General features: G+C 57.6%; 14 protein-coding genes. 10 read left to right on the top strand and 4 right to left on the bottom strand.

Features of this window, described 5'->3' with window-relative positions:
• The first annotated feature begins 19 nt into the window (after nt 1-19).
• The 9 genes from Enr13x_RS14310 to Enr13x_RS14350 all read left to right on the top strand — a co-directional run bounded on the left by Enr13x_RS14310 (nt 20) and on the right by Enr13x_RS14350 (nt 10670).
• Nucleotides 20-970 carry a glycosyltransferase family 2 protein gene (locus Enr13x_RS14310; RefSeq protein WP_197456023.1) on the top strand — a complete coding sequence of 317 codons (951 nt, stop codon included), beginning with the start codon at nt 20-22 and terminating at the stop codon, nt 968-970.
• Complete coding sequence (locus Enr13x_RS14315) at nt 967-2190, top strand: glycosyltransferase family 4 protein (protein WP_145387048.1); 1224 nt, start codon at nt 967-969, stop codon at nt 2188-2190. Before Enr13x_RS14310 ends, Enr13x_RS14315 begins: the two co-directional genes overlap by 4 nt.
• A complete protein-coding gene (locus Enr13x_RS14320) occupies nt 2171-3313 on the top strand; it encodes a glycosyltransferase family 4 protein (protein ID WP_197456024.1) in 1143 nt (380 codons plus the stop codon). Before Enr13x_RS14315 ends, Enr13x_RS14320 begins: the two co-directional genes overlap by 20 nt.
• Entirely contained in the window at nt 3310-4704 is a 1395-nt protein-coding gene (locus tag Enr13x_RS14325) for a hypothetical protein (RefSeq protein ID WP_145387052.1), read from the top strand. Before Enr13x_RS14320 ends, Enr13x_RS14325 begins: the two co-directional genes overlap by 4 nt.
• A 22-nt stretch (nt 4705-4726) precedes the next feature.
• The gene (locus tag Enr13x_RS14330; protein ID WP_145387054.1) at nt 4727-5293 is read left to right on the top strand and encodes an LbetaH domain-containing protein; all 567 of its coding nucleotides are present in this window, start codon (nt 4727-4729) and stop codon (nt 5291-5293) included.
• Nucleotides 5294-5340: 47 nt separating this feature from the next.
• Nucleotides 5341-6207 carry a glycosyltransferase family 2 protein gene (locus Enr13x_RS14335; protein ID WP_145387056.1) on the top strand — a complete coding sequence of 289 codons (867 nt, stop codon included), beginning with the start codon at nt 5341-5343 and terminating at the stop codon, nt 6205-6207.
• Nucleotides 6208-7096: 889 nt separating this feature from the next.
• Nucleotides 7097-9571: a polysaccharide biosynthesis tyrosine autokinase gene (locus tag Enr13x_RS14340; RefSeq protein WP_197456025.1), complete on the top strand. Its 2475-nt coding sequence runs from the start codon at nt 7097-7099 to the stop codon at nt 9569-9571.
• 63 nt (nt 9572-9634) lie between these two features.
• Nucleotides 9635-10279 carry a hypothetical protein gene (locus tag Enr13x_RS14345; RefSeq protein ID WP_145387060.1) on the top strand — a complete coding sequence of 215 codons (645 nt, stop codon included), beginning with the start codon at nt 9635-9637 and terminating at the stop codon, nt 10277-10279.
• Nucleotides 10280-10286: 7 nt separating this feature from the next.
• Complete coding sequence (locus tag Enr13x_RS14350; protein WP_145387062.1) at nt 10287-10670, top strand: hypothetical protein; 384 nt, start codon at nt 10287-10289, stop codon at nt 10668-10670.
• A gap of 239 nt (nt 10671-10909) precedes the next feature.
• Here the strand turns inward: Enr13x_RS14350 and Enr13x_RS14355 are convergent, their stop codons facing one another.
• Nucleotides 10910-11803: an ATP-binding response regulator gene (locus tag Enr13x_RS14355; protein ID WP_145387064.1), complete on the bottom strand. Its 894-nt coding sequence runs from the start codon at nt 11801-11803 to the stop codon at nt 10910-10912.
• 422 nt (nt 11804-12225) lie between these two features.
• Here Enr13x_RS14355 and Enr13x_RS14360 point away from each other — a divergent pair, with 422 nt between their 5' ends.
• Nucleotides 12226-19794: an Ig-like domain-containing protein gene (locus Enr13x_RS14360; RefSeq protein ID WP_197456026.1), complete on the top strand. Its 7569-nt coding sequence runs from the start codon at nt 12226-12228 to the stop codon at nt 19792-19794.
• Between the two features lie 61 nt (nt 19795-19855).
• Here Enr13x_RS14360 and Enr13x_RS14365 read toward each other — a convergent pair whose 3' ends face one another.
• The 3 genes from Enr13x_RS14365 to Enr13x_RS14375 form a co-directional block, all read right to left on the bottom strand.
• Nucleotides 19856-22039 carry a sulfatase-like hydrolase/transferase gene (locus tag Enr13x_RS14365; RefSeq protein ID WP_145387069.1) on the bottom strand — a complete coding sequence of 728 codons (2184 nt, stop codon included), beginning with the start codon at nt 22037-22039 and terminating at the stop codon, nt 19856-19858.
• Between the two features lie 149 nt (nt 22040-22188).
• Nucleotides 22189-24030, bottom strand: coding sequence for a redoxin domain-containing protein (locus Enr13x_RS14370; protein WP_231744287.1), 1842 nt, complete (start codon nt 24028-24030; stop codon nt 22189-22191).
• 108 nt (nt 24031-24138) lie between these two features.
• On the bottom strand, nt 24139-25044 hold the full coding sequence (locus tag Enr13x_RS14375; RefSeq protein WP_145392331.1) for a LysR family transcriptional regulator: 906 nt from the start codon (nt 25042-25044) through the stop codon (nt 24139-24141).
• Nucleotides 25045-25068: the final 24 nt, after the last annotated feature.

Raw genomic sequence — 25068 nt, forward strand, 5'->3', positions numbered from 1 at the left:
CCGAAATGATTTGCAGAAAGTGACCAACCGAGAACTACCGATTTCGATCGTCATCCCCACGTATCGTCGTGAGGGCGTGCTGATCGACACGATTGATTTTCTGCTCAAAATGCGTCCGTCGGCGGCCGAAATCCTGGTCGTCGACCAATCGCCGACACATGAACCGGATACCGAACGTCGACTTACAGCGCTTCATCAGGAGCACGAGATCCGATGGGTCCGGCTAGCCGAACCCTCCATTCCCAAGGCGATGAACCACGGTTTGCGGTTGGCCAGCCAGACTTTGGTGCTGTTTCTTGACGACGACATCACGGCCAATGACGACCTCGTGCAACGCCATTTCGAGGCTCACTCGCTGCACTCCGATGCCGACGCGGTTGTCGGGCAGGTGCTGCAACCCGGGGAGATCCCTCGAGATGCCCAAGCAATGGGTGACCGCAACGGGCTGCGGGCGGATTTCGAGTTTCCTTTTTATTCAACCCACGGTCAGTGGATTTCCAACGTGATGGCGGGCAACCTCTCGGTGCACCGTGAATTTGCATTGGCGATCGGTGGTTTTGACGAGAACTTCTGCGGTTCGGCTTTTCGGTTCGAATCCGAATTTGCACGCAGAGTCGTTGCCGGGGGTGGGCGAATTTGGTTTTGTCCGGAAGCCAGTATCGATCATCTTCGTGCCGAGCGTGGGGGCACCCGAAGCTCGGGAACTCACCTGACCAGTGCGGATCCTAAACATGGAATCGGCGATCACTATTATGCCTTTCTGCACGGTCGCGGCATGGAACCCTGGTTGTACTGCGTACGGCGCCTATTCCGTGAAGTCCGAACGAAGTTTCACTTGACCCATCCCTGGTGGATTCCGATCAAGTTTGTTGGAGAACTGCGCGCGTTTTGGTCCGGGCGAAAACTTGCCCAACACAAACGCCGAGAACTCGGTGAGACCATCCAAATGCGACCCAATCATTCGCCGTGAATCGATCCAACAAGAATCAAGTCCCGAAAGTCGCGTTTGTCACCAGTCATCCGATTCAGTACCAGGTTCCGGTGTTCCGTCATTTGCACGCCCGAACCGACTTGGATTTTCAAGTACTCTTTGCGATGCTGCCCGATGCCGCCGCTCAGGGCGCCGGATTCGGCGTCGAATTCGAATGGGACATTCCGCTGCTCGAGGGATACGAGTACGACGTCCTGGAAAATGTCTCGACGAATCCTGGCCTGACCCATTTCCGTGGGTGCGATACGCCTGGCATCAAGGACGAATTGCGGCGTCGTGAAATTGACGTCGTGATTGTCAACGGATGGGTGGTGAAGACCTGTATTCAAACGTTGCGTGCGTGCAACCAAATGCAGATCCCCTGCATCGTTCGAGGAGAAGCCAACCGGCTCCGTCGGAGGCCATGGTGGAAACGTATGCTGCAACGGCAACTGGTTCGCCGCTACGACGCATATTTGCCTATCGGAAAGGCGAATCGCGAATTTTACCGCAGCTACGGAATTGACGAGGAGCGAATGTTTGACTCCCTGTACTGCATCGAAAACGAACGATTTGCCCGCATCTCCGAGTCCACGGAAGATGATCGCCAATCCTTTCGTCGACGGTGGAACCTGCCTGAAGATTCTGTCTGTTTCCTGTTTTGCGGAAAATTCGAAGCCAAGAAACACCCATTCGAACTCGTGGAGAGTTTTTCGAGAGCGTTTCGGTCCGGCAAGGAATCAAACAGGATGCACTTGCTGATGGTTGGGGATGGGGAACTGCGCTTGCGTTGTGAGCGGTTGGCCGCCGAACACAATCTTCCGGTGACATTTACAGGGTTTCTAAATCAATCGGAGATCGTTGCGTCCTACACGGCCGCTGACTGCCTCGTTCTGCCGTCTGACCACGGTGAGACTTGGGGCCTGGTCGTCAACGAAGCGATGGCATGCGGCCGCCCCGCGATCGTTAGCGACCAAGTCGGTTGCCGAGACGACTTGATCATCGAGGGGGAGACCGGTTTCTCATTCGCATTCGGAAACTGGGACCAACTCGCGTCACTCTTACAACGGGCGTCAGGCGACGAAGTCGATCTCAGGAAAATGGGTGCCGCGGCTTGTCGACGAATCGCCGACTATTCCCCGAAAAATGCGGCCGAGGGTATCGCCCGAGCGGCGAGAGACATGTTTTCAAAAGCGAACCATGAACGTCGTACTGGTTGAGACAGCCTTGCCCGGCTCAAAGGGCAGCATGCGTCGGTACGCCGATCTTGTCGAAGCGGCGTTCTCCGACGACAACGGCGTGCAAATTCAGCGCGTTTGCGTCGCCCGCAACGTTCGGATTTTGCCGAGCAAGCTGCGTACTTTGGCACACCATGCATCGGTCATTCGCAACGGCCGACGGTTGGCCAAGTGGCACACCGGTGATCTTTTTCATGTCATCGATGGTAGCCACGGGTATCTTGCCAAAATCCTGCGTCACCGCCAAACCGTCATGACGGTTCACGATGTCATACCGAAACTGCAATGCCTTGGACGTTTTGGCGTTCCCAAACCTGGCAGGCTCTCGCGCAGGATCATCGACTCCGCAGTCGATGGCCTCGGCTATGCGAAACACCTGATCTTTGACAGTCGGTCAACGCGTCAAGACTGCAACGATCTGGGAGTTCCCTTGCGCGGCAATGATTCCATCGTGTTTCCGCCATTGGAGCGTCAATTCAGTGTCGACGAAGCGGTCCCTCGTACCGAAATGGGCCGCCCTTCGACGGAAAGCTATTTGTTTCACATCGGCAACAACGGTTTTTACAAGAACCGAGAGGGTGTGATCAATGTATTCTCGAAAGTCGCCGCCTCCATTCCACACCGCCTTGTCATGGCGGGGCCCCCGCCGACTGCAGCCCACCAACAGCTTGCCCGCCGATTGGGGATTGATGACCGGATCGATTTTGAATGTGACCCATCCGATGCTCGCGTGAGAGAACTCTATCGTGGTGCAGATGCCCTTGTTTTTCCCAGCATCTACGAGGGTTTTGGTTGGCCTCCCATTGAAGCAATGGCCATGGGTTGCCCGGTGGTTTGCACCGACGGAGGTTCACTGGCCGAAGTCGTTGGGGAAGCGGCGATGGCATCAGCGGTCGGCGACGACACGACGATGGCAGCGAATCTGCTTCAGGTGTTGTCCGACCGCAGTGTCGCGGACCGCTTGATTTCCGCTGGCCTGGGGCACGCCAAAGGATTCGGCATGATCGCGTTCAGGTCAAAGCTGGAACGAATTTACCGAAGCGTTGTCGGAGACGGAATCGGCATGGAAACTTCAGCCAGCATTCATTACGATCATCGGCCATGATCACGTCGGCCTATTTTGGTGTCCTCGCTGTCGCGTGCCTGATTGCGTTTATCAATTGGCATCAAGCGGTTTACTGGGCCATCGCGTTGGACTTCGCACGCGACCCGGTGCGCAAACTTGACCCGAACGAGTCCGTTCTCATTACGATCAGCGTCCTCATTTTATGGGGCTGCATTTCGATCGCGGCATGGGTCGAATCGAGGGGTTGGGTCAAGGCGACGCTCCGCGAACACCCGATGATTCACAGTGCATTGCGTTTCATGGCGATCGCATTGGTGCCCGGTTGCATCATGTCATTGGCGCTCTACGCGGACGGATACAAGATGGTTGCGTTGGGAGTTGTATCCTACCTGGCACCGGCGGCTGGAATCATGCTTGGATACTTGATCGCGTTGCGTCCGGACCGGATCAGACGCTTTTTGCAGTTCTACTGCGTGGTCAACGGAGTCGCATTGATCGGCGTTCTTGCCGAGTATTCGCAGGCAAATTGGCCGGCAATCGGCGGGCTGAGAGGCATGAATTGGATTCGCTACTCGGGCAACGAAACGGTCGAATTGATCGGAGGTTTTTATCGCAGCCCGGACATCATGGGCCTACACGCCGCCCAGGTGGTGATGTTCGCGTTGACACTTGCGACCTACGCCCGGCGGCGTCTCACGCCACTGTGGCTCGCATTGGCGGTTTTCGGAAGTCTTTGCTTGTTGCTGTCCGGTCGACGCAAAATGCTTGGCATGCCACTTGTTTTCCTCGCCTCACTGGCGTTGCTGTGCCACCTCCGTGCCATTCGTCGTTTTCGACAGGCGGCCATTCCAGTTGTCGCAAGTGCCGCATTGGCAGCCGGCATCTATCTTGTCAGTACGGAAGACTACGTCAGCACTGAATACATGAATTACGCGAGCACGCTTTTCACAGAGGGTGCGGAGCGGTACACCGAAATCGTATCAGGTTCGATTGCCAGCACCATCGCGCAATCGGGGCTGGTCGGTGAAGGGATCGGATCGGCGACCCAGGGAGCCTATCATTTTGTTGGCGAGCACAGAGACCCTTTTGCAAGAGATCTCCACAGGGGATGGCAAGAAGATGGGGTGAGCCGCGTGTTTCGCGAACTCGGGGTCTTCGGTGTCGCATTCGTGCTATTGGCCGGATGGGCGTTAACAATGGGATTGAGAGACGCCGTGACGCAAACTCCTGCGCATTGGCGCGATGCAGTCCTACAGCTTTGTCTGATCTCAATCGTCGTCGCGAATCTGGCGTCGTTCACCGTCTCGCACCAACAATACAGCGGCGATCCACCATCGGCGCTGCTGGTGTTGATCATGTTGGGATTTGTCTTGGCGCTAAGTCCGACACGCAGCATTCGCGCTTTACGCAGACTCCCGGGATTCCAGTGAGAACGGATCGAGCGGACGGCCGATGAACCAAGTGAAACATGTGGATGTGATCGCTGAGAATCGGAAATCACGAAAGTGGTCGACACGAGAGTTGCTTGGCCGATTGCTGTGGTCGTTTCTGTCGCCTCTGTTTCGGTATTCCCCACGACTGCTTTGGGGATGGCGACGATTTCTGCTTCGTCTGTTCGGGGCAACGATCGGACAGCAAGTTCACATTGATCCCTCCGCAAAGATCTTCATTCCGTGGAATCTGCGAATCGGCGATTGGTCTTCGGTCGGATTCGACTGCCTGTTGTACAACCTCGGCCCGTTGGTCATCGGCGACAGGGTTACTTTGTCACAGCGATCGCATTTGTGCGGAGGCAGTCACGATTACTCCGATCCGACGATGCCGCTGATCAAGGCGTCCATCACCGTTGGGAGTGGGGCGTGGATTTGCGCCGACGCATTTGTCGGACCGGGAGTCACCGTCGGTGACGGCGCGGTAGTTGGAGCCAGGGCGTGCGTCACCAAAGACGTCTCACCGTGGAAGGTCGTCGCCGGAAATCCGGCGCGAGAAGTAGGCCAGCGTGTGATGGACAGCCAGTGAGTGAAGAAACACAACAGACCGAAAACGCGAGTTCGAGAAATTCGGGGGTGGGACTACCCATTACGATTTTGATCGCCGCTCGTAATGAGGAAAAGAATCTTGCACGTTGTCTAAGCGTTGCCAATCGCGTCGAACGGGTGATTGTGGTCGACTCGGACAGTACGGATCGAACAGCCGAAATCGCGTCGCAACACGGAGCCGAGGTGGTGGCGTTTTCGCACGCAGGTGGATACCCCAAAAAGCGACAATGGGCACTCGACACACTTGAAATCCGGACGCCATGGGTTTTGTTTCTGGACGCCGATGAGTTCATTCCGAGCAAGCTCTGGGATGAAATTCGCAGTGCAATCACCGCCGAGTTTCCCAAAGACGGGTATCTGATCCGAAAGGGGTTTCACTTCCTCGGGCGGCGGATGCGACACGGGGGTTTCTCCCACCGTGCAGTGCTGTTGGTTCGCTACGGCAAGGCCCGGTTTGAGAGACTGATCGAAGTTCCCGGCGACACGCTTGACATGGAAGTCCACGAACGCGTCATCGTGGACGGTCCGGTCGGTGAACTGCCAACACCCTTGATTCATGAAGACTTCAAGGGACTGGAAGCGTATATCGATAAACACAATCGATACTCGACTTGGGAAAGCCACCTCAGGTATCAATTATTGACAACCGGACGCTACGGCGAAGACACCGTCGAACCACGTCTGTGGGGCAACGAGCAAGAGCGTCGCCGCTGGCTCAAAAAGTTGGCGGTGCGACTGCCGCTAGAGCCCTGGCTGTGGTTTATCTACCACTACGTCTGGCGACTTGGTTGCCTGGAAGGACGGCCAGGCCTGATTGCTTGCCAAATCCGTCGTCAGTACATCGCCAATGTGCGAGCGAAGGTTTGGGAACGGATCCAATCAAGCGGGGAGTGATGACAGAGTGTACGGACACGACATTTCAGCAACAGGATTGGATCGATTCAATAACATGGATTCGTTTTGCGGACGAAATCTGCAACACAGCGTAGTCGATTAGATCTCAAAATTGATGTTTGGGTGTCGCGCAAAGGGCAGGCTCTACGGCTTGCCCTTTTTTCGTTCAGTGAAGACTCGAATGCCGCGATTCACCTATCGCCCCCGCTCTAACGCGGAGAAGCATTTTTCCCTGTGTTTCTTTCGGGTTTAGCGGCAGGGCGCGAGCCCTCCGGTTCTTCCTCGTTGCCAAAACACCGGAGGGCTCGCGCCCTACCGCAAAAAAACGCTTCACAGCGTAGCCCCCGCTCCTGTCAGGTGGGTGACTTTAGAACTGAAGACCACACCGCCCGCACAGGGGGGGCGTGATGCGCGACGTCAAGGTTGGGGCCAGATAAACAATCTGGAAGCTTTGATCCGGTTTGTGGGAGTCACTGAAAAAAACTGGCCCCACGACTTCGTTTCCGCGTCCAACGTTCCGCTCTTGGAGCAGCTTCCGTTTGCAACCATTCTGCTGCTTTAATGGAAATTGGTATTTTTGCATGTTGTCGATTCGAATGATTTGCGCGTTAATTGAAGGGGAATTGATCGTTCCCAAGACGAACAGTCGCTGCACCACGACCGAACAACCGGTACGTTTGTGAGGGAAGTCCCTAGCGAAAAACGACCGCGAGTTCGTGCAAACTGAATTTTTGCGAGCTAGTCTGTTCGTTTTGCTCATCAACACGTCAGCCACTCACTACCAGACCACTGTCTCATGCTGGACCAGGCATCACCTCATTCAGCGATCCAAGACGCAAATGGATCGGCGGATTTACTCCCGGAGCATCATGGTGAGTCCATTCTAGCCGTGTTTTGGCGGTTCAAGCCATTGATCCTGGTGCTGGTGATCATCGGGACGGGAGTCGGCTACTGGCGATACCACGAAAAGCCGACGACCTACCGGGCGACTTCGCAGTTAATGTTCAAAAGCGATACGCCGATTTCATTGGATTCCAACACCGGAATCGTTCGCGGCGGTATCCCCAGCGGCAAGCTGATGCAATCGCTGATCACGTCCGATGCCATCGTCGGTCGAGTTGCGTCCAATCCGGAAGTGAAGTCGATTCCGTCGTTGGAGTCCAGTACGGAAAAGCAGATTGCTGCGATGGTTCGCAGCGGGATCCATTTTCAAACGTTGACGGACCAGAGTGATTCGCGGGATCGGATGATTGCCGCTCTCAACTTTGACGGCCGCGATCCCCAGCTCTGCGTCGCCACCGTCAACGCCGTCAGCCAGGCGATCAGCCAGCACTTCGAACGCGAGCGCCAATCGACGATCAACGAAGTCGGCGAATTGGTTCGCAACGCGATGGACAAGCTGATCCGCGAACAGAAAGACCTGGAAAGCGAATACTTGACGTTTCGCGACAACGCGGACTTGGAGTGGAATGTTGAAGGTCAAGCCATCAACCCGTATCGAGAACGACAATTCCAGTTGCAATCCTATCGAACGGAACTGGAGCATAAGAAACGGGAACTCAACAGCGACCTTCGCTTGGCCATCAACACTCGCAAACTACACCGCGACCCGGTTCTGGTGGCACAGATCATTGGCCACCTGGGAAGCGTCGTGGATGAGTTCGAACCGCTGCGGCAGATCGTCGGCCCCGGCAACACGGCCCCGGATGACTTGACGTTGAAGAAGCTGGAAGTCGAACGGGCTTTGATTCCGTTGCAGATCAAACGCGATCAATTGGAACTGGCCTACGGTGCGTCGCACCCCGAAGTGAAATCGATCGCCATGCAGATCGAAAGCTCGCAGAACAAGCTCAATGAGCTCAACCAACAAATGTCCGAGCGGATCGCCGAGTTGCGAGCCCAGTCCCAGCGGGTCGATTATGACAAGGCGGCGAGGGAGGCTCGTGACGAACGCGCCCGAATGGCCGTCGATGCCTACATCCGCGGACTGGAAGCACAACTGACGGTGCTGGCCCAGGACATGAGTGACATCGACTTGCAAATCGAAAAACAGAAAGACGAAGCAGACAAGCTCAAGATCGTGGAGGAACGAGACGCCTCGTTCAACCGCCAAATCGAAACGATGCGTGGCTTGGAAACGCAACTGGAGCAACAGCTCGCGGCACTGAACTTGGCCGATGTCAAAGGCGGGATTCTCGTCGAACCGTTGCTGGACACCGGCCAAGCGTATGAAACCGGACCCGATCTGAAAAAGGACCTCGTCCTGTTCGGCATGTTGGGGCTGGGATTGAGCGGGCTGCTGGCGATGATCTTCGAAAGCACCGCCAAGATGTTCCGCAGTGCCGAAGAGATCCAACGCGAGTTGCGCCTTCCTGTGTTGACGCACATCCCACTGGACGAGGGCCGGATTCAACAAGGCAAGGGGCTGGTCGATTCCGAGATCGCCAAGCTGGACCCGAAACTGTCGGTCGTTCATCGCCCCTATTCCCCCGCGGCGGAAGCCGTGCGTGGGGTGCGGACGGCGATGCTGTTTGACCGTCGGCAATACAACAGCAAAGTATTTCAGATCACCAGTCCGCTGCCGGGCGATGGCAAGAGCACGTTGGCGGCCAACGTCGGCTGTTCGGTCGCGCAATCCGGTAAACGGACTTTGTTGATTGATTTGGATCTTCGCAGCCCTCGGCTGTCGCTGCGATTCAATTTGGAAGCCAAGACCGGGCTGACGAATGTGCTCAACGGCGAACTCGGACCGGCCGAAGCGGTGCACCAGTCGCCGATCGAAAATCTGGACATCCTGCCCTGCGGTCCGTTGCCGGCAAACCCCGCCGAAGCATTGACGCTGGCCGAATTGGCCGAAGTTTTCCAGTGGGCGCGCGATAACTATGACTTTGTGATCGTTGACACGCCGCCGCTGTTGATGGTCAGTGATCCGGCCGTCGTCACAACCTACGTCGACGCCGCGATGTTAGTGATGCGTATCCGACGACGTTGCAAGCCGAACGCCAAAGAAGCGATTTCGATGTTGCGAGCTGCCGGGGCCCGTGTCATGGGCGTCGTGGTCAACGAGATCGACGATGTCAGCGGCGGAGCCTCCTACAAGAGCAGCGCCAGCGGCAGCTACCAATCGATCGGCTATGGTTACGGCGACAAGTATCGTCGACGCTACCAGCAGGAAGCCAAGACCCAAGACACCTATGTGGTCAAAGGCAGACACGCTTCCGATCCTGGGGCGATGCCCGGCGCCCCAACCGGGCCCGTCGGCGAACCGGGGGCCTACGAGCGGGAAATCACGGATTCCGAAATCACGGATTCCTTTGCCCCGACCGTCGTCCCCGAGCGACGTCGGACCAACGTCCGGTCGTAATCCCTTCCTCCCCGCGTGAACCGCATGACAGACCGATCCGGAAGCCGACCGAAGGGCAAATCCATGTCCTTGGGTGCTATGTCCTGGGGCACAAAGAGCATCGGCTCTCTCGCCGTCGTTCTGCTGGTCGGCGTTTACACGGTCGCTGGGCCCCATCTGAACGATCGGTTCGGCTGGCAGCTTCCCGGCTTGAATCAGCAAGCCGACGCCGACGCGACCGCTCTGGCGCCGGAGCCGACCCCGACCCCGGCGCCGATCCCATCGTCGCACGGTCCCTCCGCAGACGACCACCAGGACGCCGGCGATTCCAACGCCGATCTGCACTACGGGTTGCTCCGTGAGATTCGTCCAAACGTGTTCCGTTCGCCGGAAGGGTTGCAGTACGTCCCGGGCAGTGCGGAAGGCCACCGGTTGGAGCATCTGCGTCGCCACACCCAGGACATGCCCTCTCGACCCGGGAAACATGGCGTCTTTGACGGCGGCATGGAAGGCGCGTTGGTGACCATCGACGATGCTTACGAACGGGCCCAAGCGAATCAACGGTCGACAAAGCAAACCGATCGGGATCGAACCATCTATACCGTCGACATGGAGCGGCGGGTCGGTTACGTCGGTGGCCGCGAGGGCAAACGCCAAAACCATCCGATCGCCCGTCGCGTCAAGTTGGTGCTCGAAGACACCATCGTGATCACCGCGTACCCGTTGTAACGCAACGATGAACCACGACCACGAACAAGACGCCGATCAAGGGGCGTTCGCATCACTGCCGCCGCACGCACCGCCTTCAGGACCACTTCACTCGATCGCGATCTGTCCGATCTGCGGCGGCGGGTTGTGCGGTATTCGGATCTGCACCGGGGACGATCCGACCGAACCGTTGACCGATCGCGGTTTTGTGATGTGCGACGAATGCGAAGCCGTCTGGATGCAACCCGATGTCCAAACGGAACATCGCTACGTTGATGCCCAGAACTCGGCTTGTCCTGTTTGTCAGGCGGGACTTTGGACAGCGAGCCGCTGGGCCGATCGCGCGGACGTCCAACGGCTGGGGTGGAGCGATCGGATCGACGCCAGTCTGGATGGCGAGTCCGGGTGCTAGTGGGCTGTCGATTTTGTGAGCCGCGACGCGTAAGCGGCCGGGCACTGCGACGCGGCCCGGGGCCTTACGGCCAGCGGCTCACCATTGACTCAGCAGATCCCGACTAAAACGACAGGCCGGTAGTGGGATGCGTCAGCGGGCGGCGCGTGGTGACAACACCTCGCGCGCCACTGGCTAACGCCACGTGCCGGTATTCCATGCGAACCGCCGACAGGCCGGGAAGCTCTCCCACCTGACGGTTACCGTGAAACGTACTTGACCAGGGTCACGTTTCGCGCTGCCGAATCGATGAAGACTTCATCCATCACACTGGTCAGCAGCAACATGCCGCGTCCGCGTTCGTCCGAAAAACTTTGTGGGGTCCCCGGTAGCGGGGCGTGATGAATCGACTGGCCCGAACCTTCATGAGCGACCACAAATCTCGCTTCCCGACGGGTGACTTCTAATCGCACGGTCGCGATCCGCTCGGTCATCGCTCTCAACGACTCGTCCTCCAGCTTTTCTGCCACCAGTGCCCGCGTGTAGTCGATCGACATCGGCGTGGAACGGACGGGTTGTTCGAAATTGCCGTGGATGATGGAGTGTGTGATCAAATAGTCGAGCGCTTCGGCGATTCGAATTCGGTCGCTGGTGTGCAGCACGTTCATCGCGGCCAGCAACCGAACGATCAGGCTGACAAGCGGTGTGATTCGCTCGATCGAGCAATCGAGCACAAAATCGAACGTGGTCGGCGTCAGCGCTCCCTTCAAGTAAAGCGATTGGGCGTTCGCTTGGGCAAAGGCCGTGATTCGGTTCACGATATCCGGCAGCAGGATTCCGACGTGGTCCTTGGAGATGTAATTGGCAGCGCCCACACCCAGCGCTTCGGCGGCCAAGTCCTCGTTGCCGAATGCTGTCACCAGGACTGCCGGGACGAGCGAGCATTCGGTGCGCATGGCCCGAATCAACTCGACCCCGTTCATCTCCGGCATCTGCATGTCCGTGATGACTAAATCCGGCGTGTGCTCCCGCAGCGACGCCAGCGCCTCCAGGCCATTGCTTGCCGTCCGAACCCGCAATCCTTGCTGATGCAAAACCGACGTGATCAAAGCGATCTGGGTGGCGCTATCGTCGACGACAAGGATGTTCGGCATGGCAGGGTACTTGAGAAGGTGTCAGAAGAGCCATCACCGATGATAGCGAACCGCCGGCGAGCATTGTCAGAGGGGCGGGGCAAAAACTGACCCGCCACAGGGTTTCGGGCCTGCAACCGGCACGATCGGAATCCATCGCGCGAGTGCGATCGCGTCATCGGCCCTCAAAATCGCGCTGGCCCGGCGGCGCGCTCCAAAGACCCTGGGGCACGAAGAGAAACGTTGCCCGCGGCGTCGGTCCAGTGTGTTGCAAATTTTCGCAAACTTTTGTCGAGAACGCCGCGCCCTCACCCCCCGCATAATCCCCCCCTACTATGATCAATCCCTTGATGGGGTGTGGGGGACGTGAAACGGGGGGCTTCGGACTGGGACGAGCCGAGCCCTTCCTCGCGGCGGGAAACACCAGATGCAGGGCGGAATCGATGACGAAATTCAGGCGGTGGATAACGAACTCGGGACGGAGATCGTTTCAGAACCAGGGGACCAACGATCGCGCGGCCAGTCGCCGGCGGCGGATGTTGGCCGAATCACTTGAAGACCGCCGCGTCTTAGCCGCCACCGTCCCTCTGATCGAAAGTTTCGAAGTGGCCGATTTGGCTGCGCTGACCGATTGGACGTTCGCGACCACGGGGGGCGGGACCGTCGGTCTGGACACCGCCTCGGCGGCCCAGACCGGAACCACCTCGCTGCGCTTTGATACAACAGCCAGTTTTTCCAACGTCAGGTCCGACGCGGTACTGGAACTCGACCTTTCCGGTGTTTCCACCGCGACCGATTTGACGTTCGACTTTTGGATGAAACGGCTCAACTCGTCGACCCACCAGGGCTTCTTCATGCAGATCGACGCCAGCGGCGACGGCAGCACCTGGACGACTTTGTCGCCCTCCCTTCAACCGGTCGGCAACGTCTGGATCCACTACGTCTACGACCTGGACCAGCGTCTTGCCGACGCCGGCGTCGCGCTGGACAGCGACGTTTTCTTGCGGCTGCGGCACGCATCCTACTTCACGACGCACGAATCCATTGTCGACGACGTCCGCGTCGGACAATTCGGAGACCTGATCGGGCCTGCGGTCGAGACGATTTCGCCGAACTCGATGACGACCGGACCGGTTTCGTCGGTCGACGTGACGTTTTCCGAGCCCGTCGACGCCACAACCTTCAACGCGGCCGACGTCGCCTTCACTTCCGCTGACGGCTCGCCGCTTGCCTTGGTCGGCGATCCGGTCGACAGCGGCAATCAGACGACGTTCACGCTGAACTTTGATGCGGCTCAAACCCTGAACGGCACCTATCACGTTCACATTGATTCCGACGTCACCGACATTGCCGGCAATCGGATGAATCAGGACGGCGACGAAGTCAGCGGCGAAACGATTGGCGATGATGACTTCATGGGAACGTTCGAGATCGGGCCCACGATCGCACAATCGATCCCCTATTTTCAAGACTTCGAGGTCGCCGATCTTCAATCGCTCGATGGCTGGAGTTTCCACGCCGTGGGCGACGGTTCAAGCACACTCGATACGGCGCTAGTGAAAGCCGGCAGCACTGCGTTACGAACGACCGGTGGGGGATACAGCGGTGAAAACTTGATCGAATTGCACCTGAACCTTCAGAACAAGGCCACTGCGACGGACCTGGTTCTGGATTATTGGGCGGCACGGGGAGGGCGGGGCGTCCATAGCCCAGGATCACAGATTGTCGCAAGCAACGACCGAATCACCTGGACCGACATTTTCACGCCGGAGCTTCCCGTCCTCGGTCGATACCAAAATTATTTCATCGACCTCGACGCCGAACTTGACGCCGCCAAGATCAGCCGCAATTCCGATGTCTACTTGCGATTCGAACGAAGTAGTTTTTCCAACGAGTCGATTTCATTCGACGACCTGCGAATCGCACAGCGTGATGGCGACGGTCCCTACGTTACCGCGATTTCACCCGCGACAGCCACCACCGGCCCGCTCAGCCAGATCGACGTGACCTTCAACGAAGCGATCGACGCAGCGAGTTTTACCGTCGACGATCTTCAGATTCTCGACATCGGCGGCAATCAAGTCCTGCTGAGCGGCGATCCGGTCGACAGCGGTGACCAAATGACCTTCACGCTGAATCTGGCGACGCCACAAAGCGTCAAAAGCAATTATCGCCTGACGATCGGTCCCGACGTGCTGGACGTTGCCGGCAACGGCATGAATCAAGATCGCGACCAGATCAACACCGAACCCACCGAGGACCGATACCAAACGGACGTGGTCGTCGGCCCGGCAACACCTCAATCGATTCCCTATTTCGAAGACTTCGAATCGGACGATCTCGCATCACTGTCCGGCTGGACATTTTCCGCGGACGGCACGGGGCTGATTTGGTTGACCGAAGCCGACGAGCCGTATTCCCCCTCTCGGCATCTCGCGTTCAGTCAAACCGACTCGAGTGTGCAAGACGCGATGCTGGTCGTGGATCTGTCGGGGCAAACGGGCGCCACGGATCTTGCCCTCGATTTCCGGGCCAAGCGGCTCTTTCAATCCTATTTCCGAAACGCGATGACCGTCCAGGCGAGCGGGGATGGAAGCACATGGACCCAGTTGGGGCCGACAATCTCATCGGATTTTGGCACGTACGTCAACTATTTCTTCGATCTTGATCAGGAGCTTGCTGCCGCATCGATCGCGCTCGATGGAGACGTGTATTTCCGTTTCAGCCATGAAGGATCGTCGTCGTCCTATCAAATGCGGATGGACGATGTTCGGATTGCAAACCGGGATGCCGACGGTCCACGGGTCGCGACCATGACCCCTGATGGTTCGGCGACGGCACCGCTGTCGCAGTTGCAAATTCAATTCAACGAAGTGATCGTCGCGGACACGTTCACCGCGTCCGATGTCACAGTCCTTGGCCCCCTGGGTGAGATCCCCGTCAGCGCGGATCCAGTTGATACCGGCGACGCAATGACCTTCAACATCACGCTCGATGAAGCGGTCAGCCAAACCGGACAATACCAGGTGTTGATCGGACCGGATGTGCTGGATCTGTCCGGTAACCAAATGAACCAAGACGCCGACAATGCCAACGGGGATGCAGAAGACCGCTTCCAGGGAAGCTTTCAATTCGAAGCGGTGCCCAGCGACGTGTACCCTTACTACCAAGGTTTCTCCGGCATCGATGAACTCAACGGAAACTGGTTCTTTCGATCGGAACCCGATGGAAGAATCCAGTTGGTCGACGACGGCGGACGACAAGTCTTGCGAATGGACAACCCGGGCGGAGCGTCAGTCAATCAAGCGATCTTGTCCATCGACCTGGCCGGAAAAACAGGCGTGCGTCTGGCGTTCAACGAAAACCGCAGAAACGATTCGACGACCGCGGGCGACACCTTGCGACTGAGCAATGACCAGGGCCAAACCTGGCACAGTTTCAACATGCTGTTCAGTGCTTCCAATTGGGATTCGTACGACATCGACTTGGACGCGGTCATCGCGGGCATCGGAATCGCCTACACGGACAATTTTTGGATCATGATCCAGCAGTACGGAACCAACGCCTGGCCGAGTAACGGTCGCCAGTACGATGATTTCCGCGTCACGGCCGACACCACGGCACCGAGCGTTGTCTCCCATTCACCCACCGGGCTAGTGCGTCCACCGGGGCCGCTGGATCACTTTGACTTGACCTTCAGCGAGCCGATCAATCCGTCAACGTTCAGCCTGGACGACGTGAAATTGACGCGTGAATTCGTTGACATCAGTGATCGGTTGGTTGGAATCAGCGGCTCCGGCCAGGAATTTACCGTCAGCTTTTCGCCGAGTGGATTGGGGCACTATGAACTGACCGTTGGCCCGGAAATCCTTGATCTGGGCGGTAATCCCCTGGATCAAAATGGCGCCGGCGGGGCCGGTCAATTCCCCCAAGACCAATACGTCGCCGCGGTCGACTTCAATGATCCCTATCGCTTGGGATACCGAGAAACATTTGCCGGCGGACTGCCAATTGATCCCTGGAACTTCCTCAGCTACGGTGCCGGCGCAATCTCCGTCGTCGATGAAAGGCTCAGACTCGAAGCCTCGTACCAAAATCCGATCGACGGCCATAATCGGGCGATCTTGCATTTGGATCTGGCGGGAGAATCGCGGGCGAAGTTGAACTTTGATGCGTTTGATTTCGACGGATCAACCACGAGTTCCCCCGCGATCGGCACGCAGGGCGATGGTTTTTCTTGGCGCGACGTCGTCGCCGTGAGTGACGATGGCGGATCGACTTGGACCATCCTGGATCTACTCAATTCCAGCGGATACAAGTCCTACGATCTGGCCGCCTTTGCCGCCGCGAACAACTTGTCCCTGGTCGACAACTTCTTGGTGATGTTCCAGCAGCATAGCAATCGAACTGCCCGTGATGCATGGGAATTCGACAACATCGTCGTCGAACGTGAAACGCTGTCGCTGAGTACGGTCAATGCGACGGTCGTCGAGGGCACGACCGACGAAGTGTTTGTGAGGGTTGAACGCGAGGCGGATGCGGATCTGACCAGCGAGCTGTTGGTCTGGTTGTCCAGCAACGACACCAGCGAGGCGACCGTGCCGAGCACCGTGACGATTCCGGCTGACGCGATGTTCGTCGACGTACCGGTTACGATTGAAGACGACACGGAGATTGACGGGCCACAAAGGGTTGGCATCACGGTGGGAGCCGACGGCGTGGCTCCACAGACAATCGATTTCACCGTTCTGGACAATGAACCAGCGACTCTGTTGGTCGGCATCGACCGCGCCGTCATCAACGAAATTGATGGCCCCAGAGCCGCAACGGGAACGGTCACCCGGAATCGAGGCTTGGATAGCGAGTTGGTCGTCAGCCTTTCCTCAAGCGACCCCTCCGCGTTCACGGTCGGTGAAACCGTAACGATCCCGATCGGGGAAACTTCGGCGACATTTGATATCGCGTCCCACAACGATTACTTGGTGGATGGGACTCAATCGGCCGATGTGAACGTCGCGGCAACCGGGTTCGTTTCCGGATCGGCCTCGCTGCAGGTGGAAGATGACGACACGGCTGAAGATCGCACCATCGGCGGTTTCTTCTCCGGCGAATTGCCCAAGGATGACTACACCGTGACTTTCGATGTCCAGGTTCCGACCGGCGATGTCTGGACGATCGATCCCGGTGCGAATCTTTTCTTTGATCCCGGGACATCGCTGAATATCGCCGGCACTGTGCTCGCGGAGGGTCAGACTGACAACGAAATCCTGTTCACCAGTTCCGCGACGACTCCCGCCCCAGGTGACTGGATCGGAATCGATTTCAACGCGTCAGGCCAATCGAGATCAATCTTCGATCACGTTGAAATCGCGTTTGCGACGACAGCCCTCGACGTATCGAACCAGGATCTGCCGATCATCACGCTGCGTGATTCGCACGTCCACGACAGTGCGGTTTGGGGTGTTCTGCTTGATGCCGGAAGAGGTCATTCATTCACACGTCAAAACGTGATGATCGAAGGTAACCGCATTCACGACAATAGCGGTTTTGGTGTCTATGTTCGTTCTTCAGCCGGTGCGTGCAATCAAACCTTCGGGTGTCAGACGACCGCCAATCCGACCATCACCGGAAACGAGATCTTTGGTCATCAACAGGCGGGAATCTGGGTTTCTTCCTCGTACAGCTTGGGGGGATTGTATGCGAGCAGCGGGGGCGCCAGTCCCACCGTGACGAAGAACCATGTCCACAACAATGCAATTGGCATTCGGGCGGGAGTCCATGACCCGGAAAGTTTTGGAACCGCATGGACCTCAGGTTTCTATGCCAACAATCTGGTCGTCGACAACACAAGCACGGGTATTCTTCTGGAACAATCGGTCGACGGCAACCAGAATTCTCAGCTGCTCAATAACACAATCGTTGGCAACGGCGGCGCCGGAATCTCTCACGACACCAACCGGTTCGGGGGAGTGATCCGAAACAATTTGGTTGCATCCAACCGGTTGGGAATCGAAGCGGATGCGGAGTATTCGCCGAGCGTCGGGCGAGTCGGGTTCAATGATGTCTACGGCAATGATGAAGGCAACTGGATGAATTATCCATCCGCCTTCGGAACCGCCACGACGACCAACGCCAACGGAACACCGTCAGATGCTGAATTCAATCTGAGCGTCGATCCGATGTTCGCCGACGGTTCGCTGTACGTGCCAGTCGACGCGTCACCGGTCAACGATGCTGGGACCGACGCAGATGCCCCCCACGACGACTACCGCGGTGCGTTCCGGCATGTGCCTTATGACATCGGGGCCTATGAGCATGATCCGGTGAACAATGTCGTGACCACCTTATTGGACGAAGACGATGGTGGGCTCGGACTGGGGGCCGGCAATTCGCTCCGCGAAGTGATCAACGCGACGAACGCACGCCCTGGACTCGACGTCATTACTTTCGATCCGGACTTGAACGGCGGCGTGATTTCACTTGGTGCAACGACATTACCAACATTGTCAAACGCCACGACCATTGAGGGCCCCGGCGCGGAAATGTTGACCATCACCGGCAATGATCAAGTTCGAATCTTCACCGTCGGAACTTCGGTCGACGTGAACATTTCTGGGCTGACTCTGCGTGACGCGGCCGCGAGTGCAATCAACAACAGCGGCAACCTGACGGTGACGGATTCGATCATGACGTCGGGCGTCGCAGTCAACGGTGGTGGAATCTACAACACCGTGTCCGGGAATCTGATGGTCCTGCGATCAACGATCAGCGAGAACACGGTCAGTTCAAATGGTGGGGCGATTTACAACAGCGGCGCGGCATCGATTGTTGATTCGACGATCAACGGAAACACCGCTGGCAGGACAGCAGGGGGAATCTACAACATTTCGTTGCGGGCATTGGCGATCATTCAAACGACGATTTCAGGCAACAGTGCGCTTTACATCGGCGGAGGCATTGAGAATCGTGGCCCTGATCTGGTGATTCGTCAATCGACCATCACCGGTAACATTGCGGACAGCGACAACGACGGGAGCGGCGGCAGCGGAGGGATCAGCAACGGCGGAACAACGATTGTCCACAACAGCATCATTGCCGGCAATCTCCGCGGTACCTCAACTCCCAGCGATGCCGGTCCGCTTGATCCGTCCAGTACACACAATCTGATCGGCGATGCCGCGTCAGCGGGTGGGCTGGTTAATGGCGAAAACGGAAACATTGTTGGCGCAGACGCGCGACTTGCGCCGCTTGCCGATCACGGCGGACCGACATGGACCCACGCCCTGCATAACGCCAGTCCCGCGATCGATGCAGGCGACAACGCTCACGCCGTCGATGCCGATTCGCAGCGGCTGGGATTCGATCAACGCGGATCGCAGCACCAGCGTTTCATTGACGGCAATCGATCCGGTACTGCGACCGTGGATATCGGAGCCTTCGAAACCCTACCGCCTCCGATCGTCGACGGGATTGTGATCAATGGTGGTCATGATCAACGATCCCGGCTCGATCGGCTGGCGATCCGGTTTGATCAACCGGTGCGGATCGACGATGACGGCGACAGTCCGTTTGAGCTGATCAATCTGGATACCAATCAACGCGTTGATGTGTCGGCGAATGTCGATCCGCTCGATTCCCCGTCGACACTCTTGTTGACGTTCTTGCCCGGGCCGTCGGTCGGGCCCGGCGGCATGCTGCTGGACGGGAATTACCAGCTGACGATGAAAGCAAGTCTGATCACCGTCGGCGCGATGGTTCTCGACGGCAACGGAGACGGAACCGCAGCGGATCACGTCTTCGGAAACGACGCCACCGACAACTTCTTCCGATTCTTCGGGGATTCAGACGGCGATCGAGACGTCGACGGCCAGGATTACGGACGGTTCGGACTGACCTTCCTGAAGCAAACCGGTATGACCGACTTCGATCCCACGCTGGACGCCGACGCCGACGGAGACGTCGACGGTCACGACTACGGCCGTTTCGGACTGAATTTCCTCAAGCGAATCTGAGTGGCGTAAGCTTCCAGCTTGCGAGGCGGCAACAAAATCGGCAAGCAGGATGCTTACCCCACTATTTGCCGTAGACCGGTGGTTTCCAGTCTTTGGGTAAACGGCCTTGCGGCCGCACGCCGACGGCACCGGTCGGGATGACCGCATCGGACGGTTGGATCAGTGGCAAGTCGTCCGGCAGGTGCTTGATCTTGAAATCCTTGTACTGGATCGTCATCGCGGGACCGACGTGGACTTGAACGGCAAGCACGCCTTCGAGCGCCCGACCGTTTTCGTCCAAGTCGATCAGGTCCGCGGTCATGTGACCGTCGATCCAATGCTGGTGGTGATTGCCTTTGACCAGGACACGATAGTCATGCCACTGATCGGCGGGAAACTCTTTGACCGGCATATTGCCGACGATCCAGGGCTGTCCCTGCGGGTCGATGATTACTTTTTCACCGGTGTGGGAAAGAATCCGACGCCCTTTCTCTTCGTACAGCATCCCGTTGTAGTTCGGGTTGTCGGCAACGACGTCGCATTGGTATCCGGTCACCACGTCCAGGCCCAGATCGGGCCGAGAGGTACCACGATACTGCAGCCCACTATTCCCACTAGGCGACACCTTGACTTTGACACGCAAGTCAAAGTTGCGGATCGTCGAACCCTTCCACGTGATGAAGCGATTCATCTTCAGCGATCCGTCGGTCACTCCGGTCAACGCCCCGTCGCGGATCGACCAGTATTTCGAATCGCCGACCCAGCCGCTCAAGTTTCGGCCATTGAGCAGATTGACAAACCCGTCTGCCCCCGGTCGGAACGAGACGGCCGCAGACGCCTCGGGATGCGGAACCGTTGACGCGGTGAAGGGCGCTTTCAGCGGGTCGATCGGACCGCCAAGCTCTTTCACTCGTTGGTCCGTCCGCTGACGCATCGCCGCCAGCGTTTCGGCGTGGGCGGGATCATCGGCCAAATTTACCAGTTCATCGGGGTCCTGCTTCAAATCATGCAGGAACTCACGGTTGCCGTGATCAAAGTAGCGGACGTACTTGAATTGTGCGTTGCGAATGCCTTCGAATGCCGGGATGCGTGTGCGGACGGCAAAGTGTTCGTGAAAGGATTCGGTGCGCCAATTGGACGGTTTGTCACCGGAAACAACCGGTTGCAAACTGTGTCCCTGGTATCGCTCGGGAACATCGCCGCCGGACCAATCGACAAACGTGGCGGGCAAATCGAGGTTCAACGCGATCGCGTCGGTCACCTTACCCTGTTGATCCTGATCGACGCGCGGGTCGGCGATGATTAGCGGCACACGCAGCGATTCTTCATAGTGCGACCATTTCCCGGCCAACCCACGATTGCCCATGTGATAGCCGTTGTCCGCCGAGTAGACGATGATCGTGTTGTCCGCCAATCCGGCCTTGTCCAGTTCGGAAAGGAAGCGGCCGATCGCGTTGTCGATCCCGCTGACCATTCGGTAGTACGCACGAACATTCGTTTGGTATTTTTCGTCGGTGTTCCAGCGCCAGAAAAATCGTTCGCGATTGATCGTTGTTTTGAGGAAGTCGGGCAGGGCTTCGAAAATCTCGGGAGCGTTCAAACGCGGTGGGGCGATGTCGATGTCGTCGTACATGCCATCGACGGCGCGCGGCCAGGCAAAGTGGCCGATCCCGGGTCGGCGATCACCGTCTTCGGCGTGGCAGGCGTTGAACCACATGTTCAGCGCGAACGGTTTGTCTTTCGGCTGCGATTTGATGAACTCGACGCCCCGGTCGACGATCACTTCGGTTTCGTGCCGCAAGCTACCGTCGGGTTGTTTCTTGTAGAACGGGTTGCGACCGATCGCTTCGAACTCGTCAAAGTGGTCTTCGCGCTTGTAGCCGTTGGGCATTTTGGCGTGCCACTTGCCGAAGTATCCGGTGCGGTAACCACGCTGCCGCAAGATGTCCGAGTAAAGCGTATTGACCGCTTCGGCCCGCGCCTGATCGGGATTGCCCGGGGAGCCATAGCTGCGACCGGTCAGGCCACTCAGAATCGTCGTCCGACTGACCCAACAGATCGAATGGCTGACGAACATGTTTTCAAACCGCGTCCCGCGAGCCGCCAGCGCGTCGATGTTCGGCGTCTGGATGACATCGTTGCCGTAGCACCCGATGGTGCTGGTCGTCTGGTCATCGGTGAAAAAAAAGACGATGTTGGGCCGGTCGTCGGCGAGACCCACGCGAGCGGACAACAGCAGCAGAACGAGTGAAACAAACGTTTTCATGGCAAGCAACCGAAGGGAATGGAAAGAACAGCCAAGATTCTAACCAGTCTGCCGACGCGAGGCGCCGGTGCTCTCGAAATTGCCGTCTGCCCCGCCCGGGAACGGGTCGAGGGGCATCAGCCGCATGCCCTTCAGACCTGCACAACGGTTCAGAAATCGTCGTTGACGGGGACGGTGTCCATGAATCCGATCATCATTTCTTCAGAACTTTGATCCCCCCAGCGGACCGGCTTGGTCGGATCGGGATTGGTCAGGTTGGATTCGCTGTTGTCGAACACGGCCGTGCATTCGATTCGGGTGTTGCGTGGGATGCGCAGCGGTTCGGCGAGCACGTATTTCAATTGCCAATTGAAGTCATAGTTCGGCACATCGAGCAACACTTTGCTGGTCTTGTCTGGGAAATGGGCAACGTAGCGGAACGATTTCCCTCGCAGGTGCATGTGGGGAGACATGCTGATCAGGTTCTCTTCAGTGTGGGCGTCGTAGGTCGCTGAAACGACGTGATGGGATTCGCCAGCCGGAATCACAAACTCGGTGTTGATCGCTAAACGACCCCGCAGCAGTTTGCGAACGTTTTCATTGTTCGTGAATCGGACACCGACGTAGCTGAGGTCATCCTGCTCGGTACCGTTGGGTGTGTAGTGCATTTCGAACAGCAACTTGCTGCCAGCTTTGACTTGTAATGCGACGCCTTCGGTTAGAACCATGGGGGGGCTGCCCGGCGCGTAACCGGCAACGACTTGGCGCAAATCCTCGCGTCGTTCACCCGCGGGGATCACGTAGACCAGAATGTGATGCACGACACTTCGCTGATCCGGCCGCGCTTCGGCCGCGACGATGTACTTGTCCTCGTCCCAGCCCGGATCGACGACAAACCGTTGGTAATCGATGATCCCTTCGGCGGGCACTCGAAACGCATGGTCTCGCATCTTGATGACTTCGTCGGGACGTCCCATTTGCCATCCGGCGATAAATTCCGGTGGGGTGGGCAGATCACGGGGATCGCCTTCGGGCATTCCGTTGTCGACCCAGGTTTCAATCAGCTCGCGTTCCCGCTGGCTCAAACGAGGATCGTTGGCAAAGGTTCCGTGTGCCGGATTGGCCGACCAGGGGGGCATGCGATTGTCGGCGATGACCTCCAGGATCGTGTCCTCCCATCCCAGCACGTCGTCGTAGCGGGTCAACGTAAAAGGAGCGATCTCGCCGTCGCGGTGGCATTTGACGCAATGGGCGTTGAAGATCGCCGCGATGTGTTTGGTATAGGTCACCTCGCCCGTCGCCTCGATCGCTTTCACACGTCCGATGTGACAGCCGACCGGTTCGGTTCGCGGCACACCAATCGGCTGGCCGGCCAGCAATTGATCGATCGCACGCGTCAACTCCGGTTCGGCGTCACGTTCACGCGCGTAGCCGACGCCATATTGATCATCAATCCGACCGTGATAGCGGACCTTGTGTTCCCGGTCGATCAAAAACACCTCCGGCGTCCTTTTGGCCCCCATCGCATCGGCGACGACATTGCCCAAGTCTTTCAACATCGGAAAACCGATCGCGTGACGGTGCACGTAGGCCGCGATTTCGGTCAAGCTGTCTTGCGTGTTGGAATTGATTCCAATCACTTGAATCCCGCGATCGGCATAACGCTGTTGAATGTCGGTCAATCGCGGACCGTACAATTTCGCCAGCGGACATTCTGTCCCGAGAAAGACGATGGCGATCGCATGACGGTCATCAAAGTCACTTAATGAAACCGGTTTGCCATAACAATTATCCAGCGTGAAATCCGCGACCTTCGAACCGATAATTGCGGCCGATTCATCTTCAGAGCCTGACGCCATCGCCGAAATGCCCGCAAGCATCGCGTGGAAGCAGACCAGAACGATCAAAAATGAAATGCGTTGCAGGATCATGTGAGACAGCGATGCGTTGGAGGCGTTGAACCAATCAAACCGAACGCCGATCATTTTCACCAATTTTCGAACCCAACGCATGGGCACCCGCCGTTGATTCGCGTATCGTTTCGTATCAGTCCAAGCGAATCCGGTTCTTTCGGGGGAGCACGGTCGGGAAGCCCATCGTCCGATCGGCATTTCCGCCGCCTATGATGCGGCCGGTTCGTCGCCGGACAGCGTCTGGACGTGATCCCGCAGCGTCTTGCGGAATGCTTCCAGCAAACGACTTTGAAAGCGATACGGATTCCACACGGCGACGATCTTGCGCGTCGGCTTGACACCGCTGAGCGAGCGATAGACGCGGCGCCGGGATTGATCCAAACGTCGGGCCATCATCGGAATCATCGAGATGCCATGATCCAGCGAGACGAGTTCCTGGACCGTCGCCATCTGGCTGGTGCGTTCAACAGAAACGGGATGAAACGATTGTCTGCGGCAGAAAGAAACAATGTTGTCGGAGAGACAATGGGCTTCCCCGAGCAAGACGAAGGGAATCTGATCGATATCCGACAGCTCGATCGATTCTTTCGAAACGAGCTGGTGATTCGGCGGCAACACCAACAACAGCTCCTCCTCAAACAGTTCTTCGATCTCCAGGTACTTGGCTTGAATCGGCAACGCAAGAATCGCCACATCGACCAGGCCATCGGCGCACGCTTTCAACAATGCTTCCGTCGTTTCTTCCTGAACGACCAGCGTGGCTTGGGGATAGTCCTGCGAAAATCGGCGCAGCAGGCCGGGCAAGAAAAACGGTGCGATCGTCGGGATGGCCCCCACGCGAATGCGGCCGACTTGTCCATCGTCAACGATCTCCGCGAGCGTGTCTTCCAGGATCGACAATACCTCTTTGGCGCGACCCTGTAATAGTTTGCCGGCATCGGTTAGTGACACGCATCGCGTTTGTCGTTCGAACACGGGCTGCCCGATTTCCTCCTCCAGCCGTCCGATCGATCGACTCAGCGCCGGTTGGGAGATTCCCAAATGCTCTGCCGCACGCGTGAAATTGCCGTCCACAGCGACCTGCAAGAAGTATCGTAGTTGGTCCAATTCCATCGTGGCGAGATCCCTGGGGCATCG

Origin of the sequence: Stieleria neptunia, assembly GCF_007754155.1 — a bacterium.
GTDB lineage: Bacteria > Planctomycetota > Planctomycetia > Pirellulales > Pirellulaceae > Stieleria > Stieleria neptunia.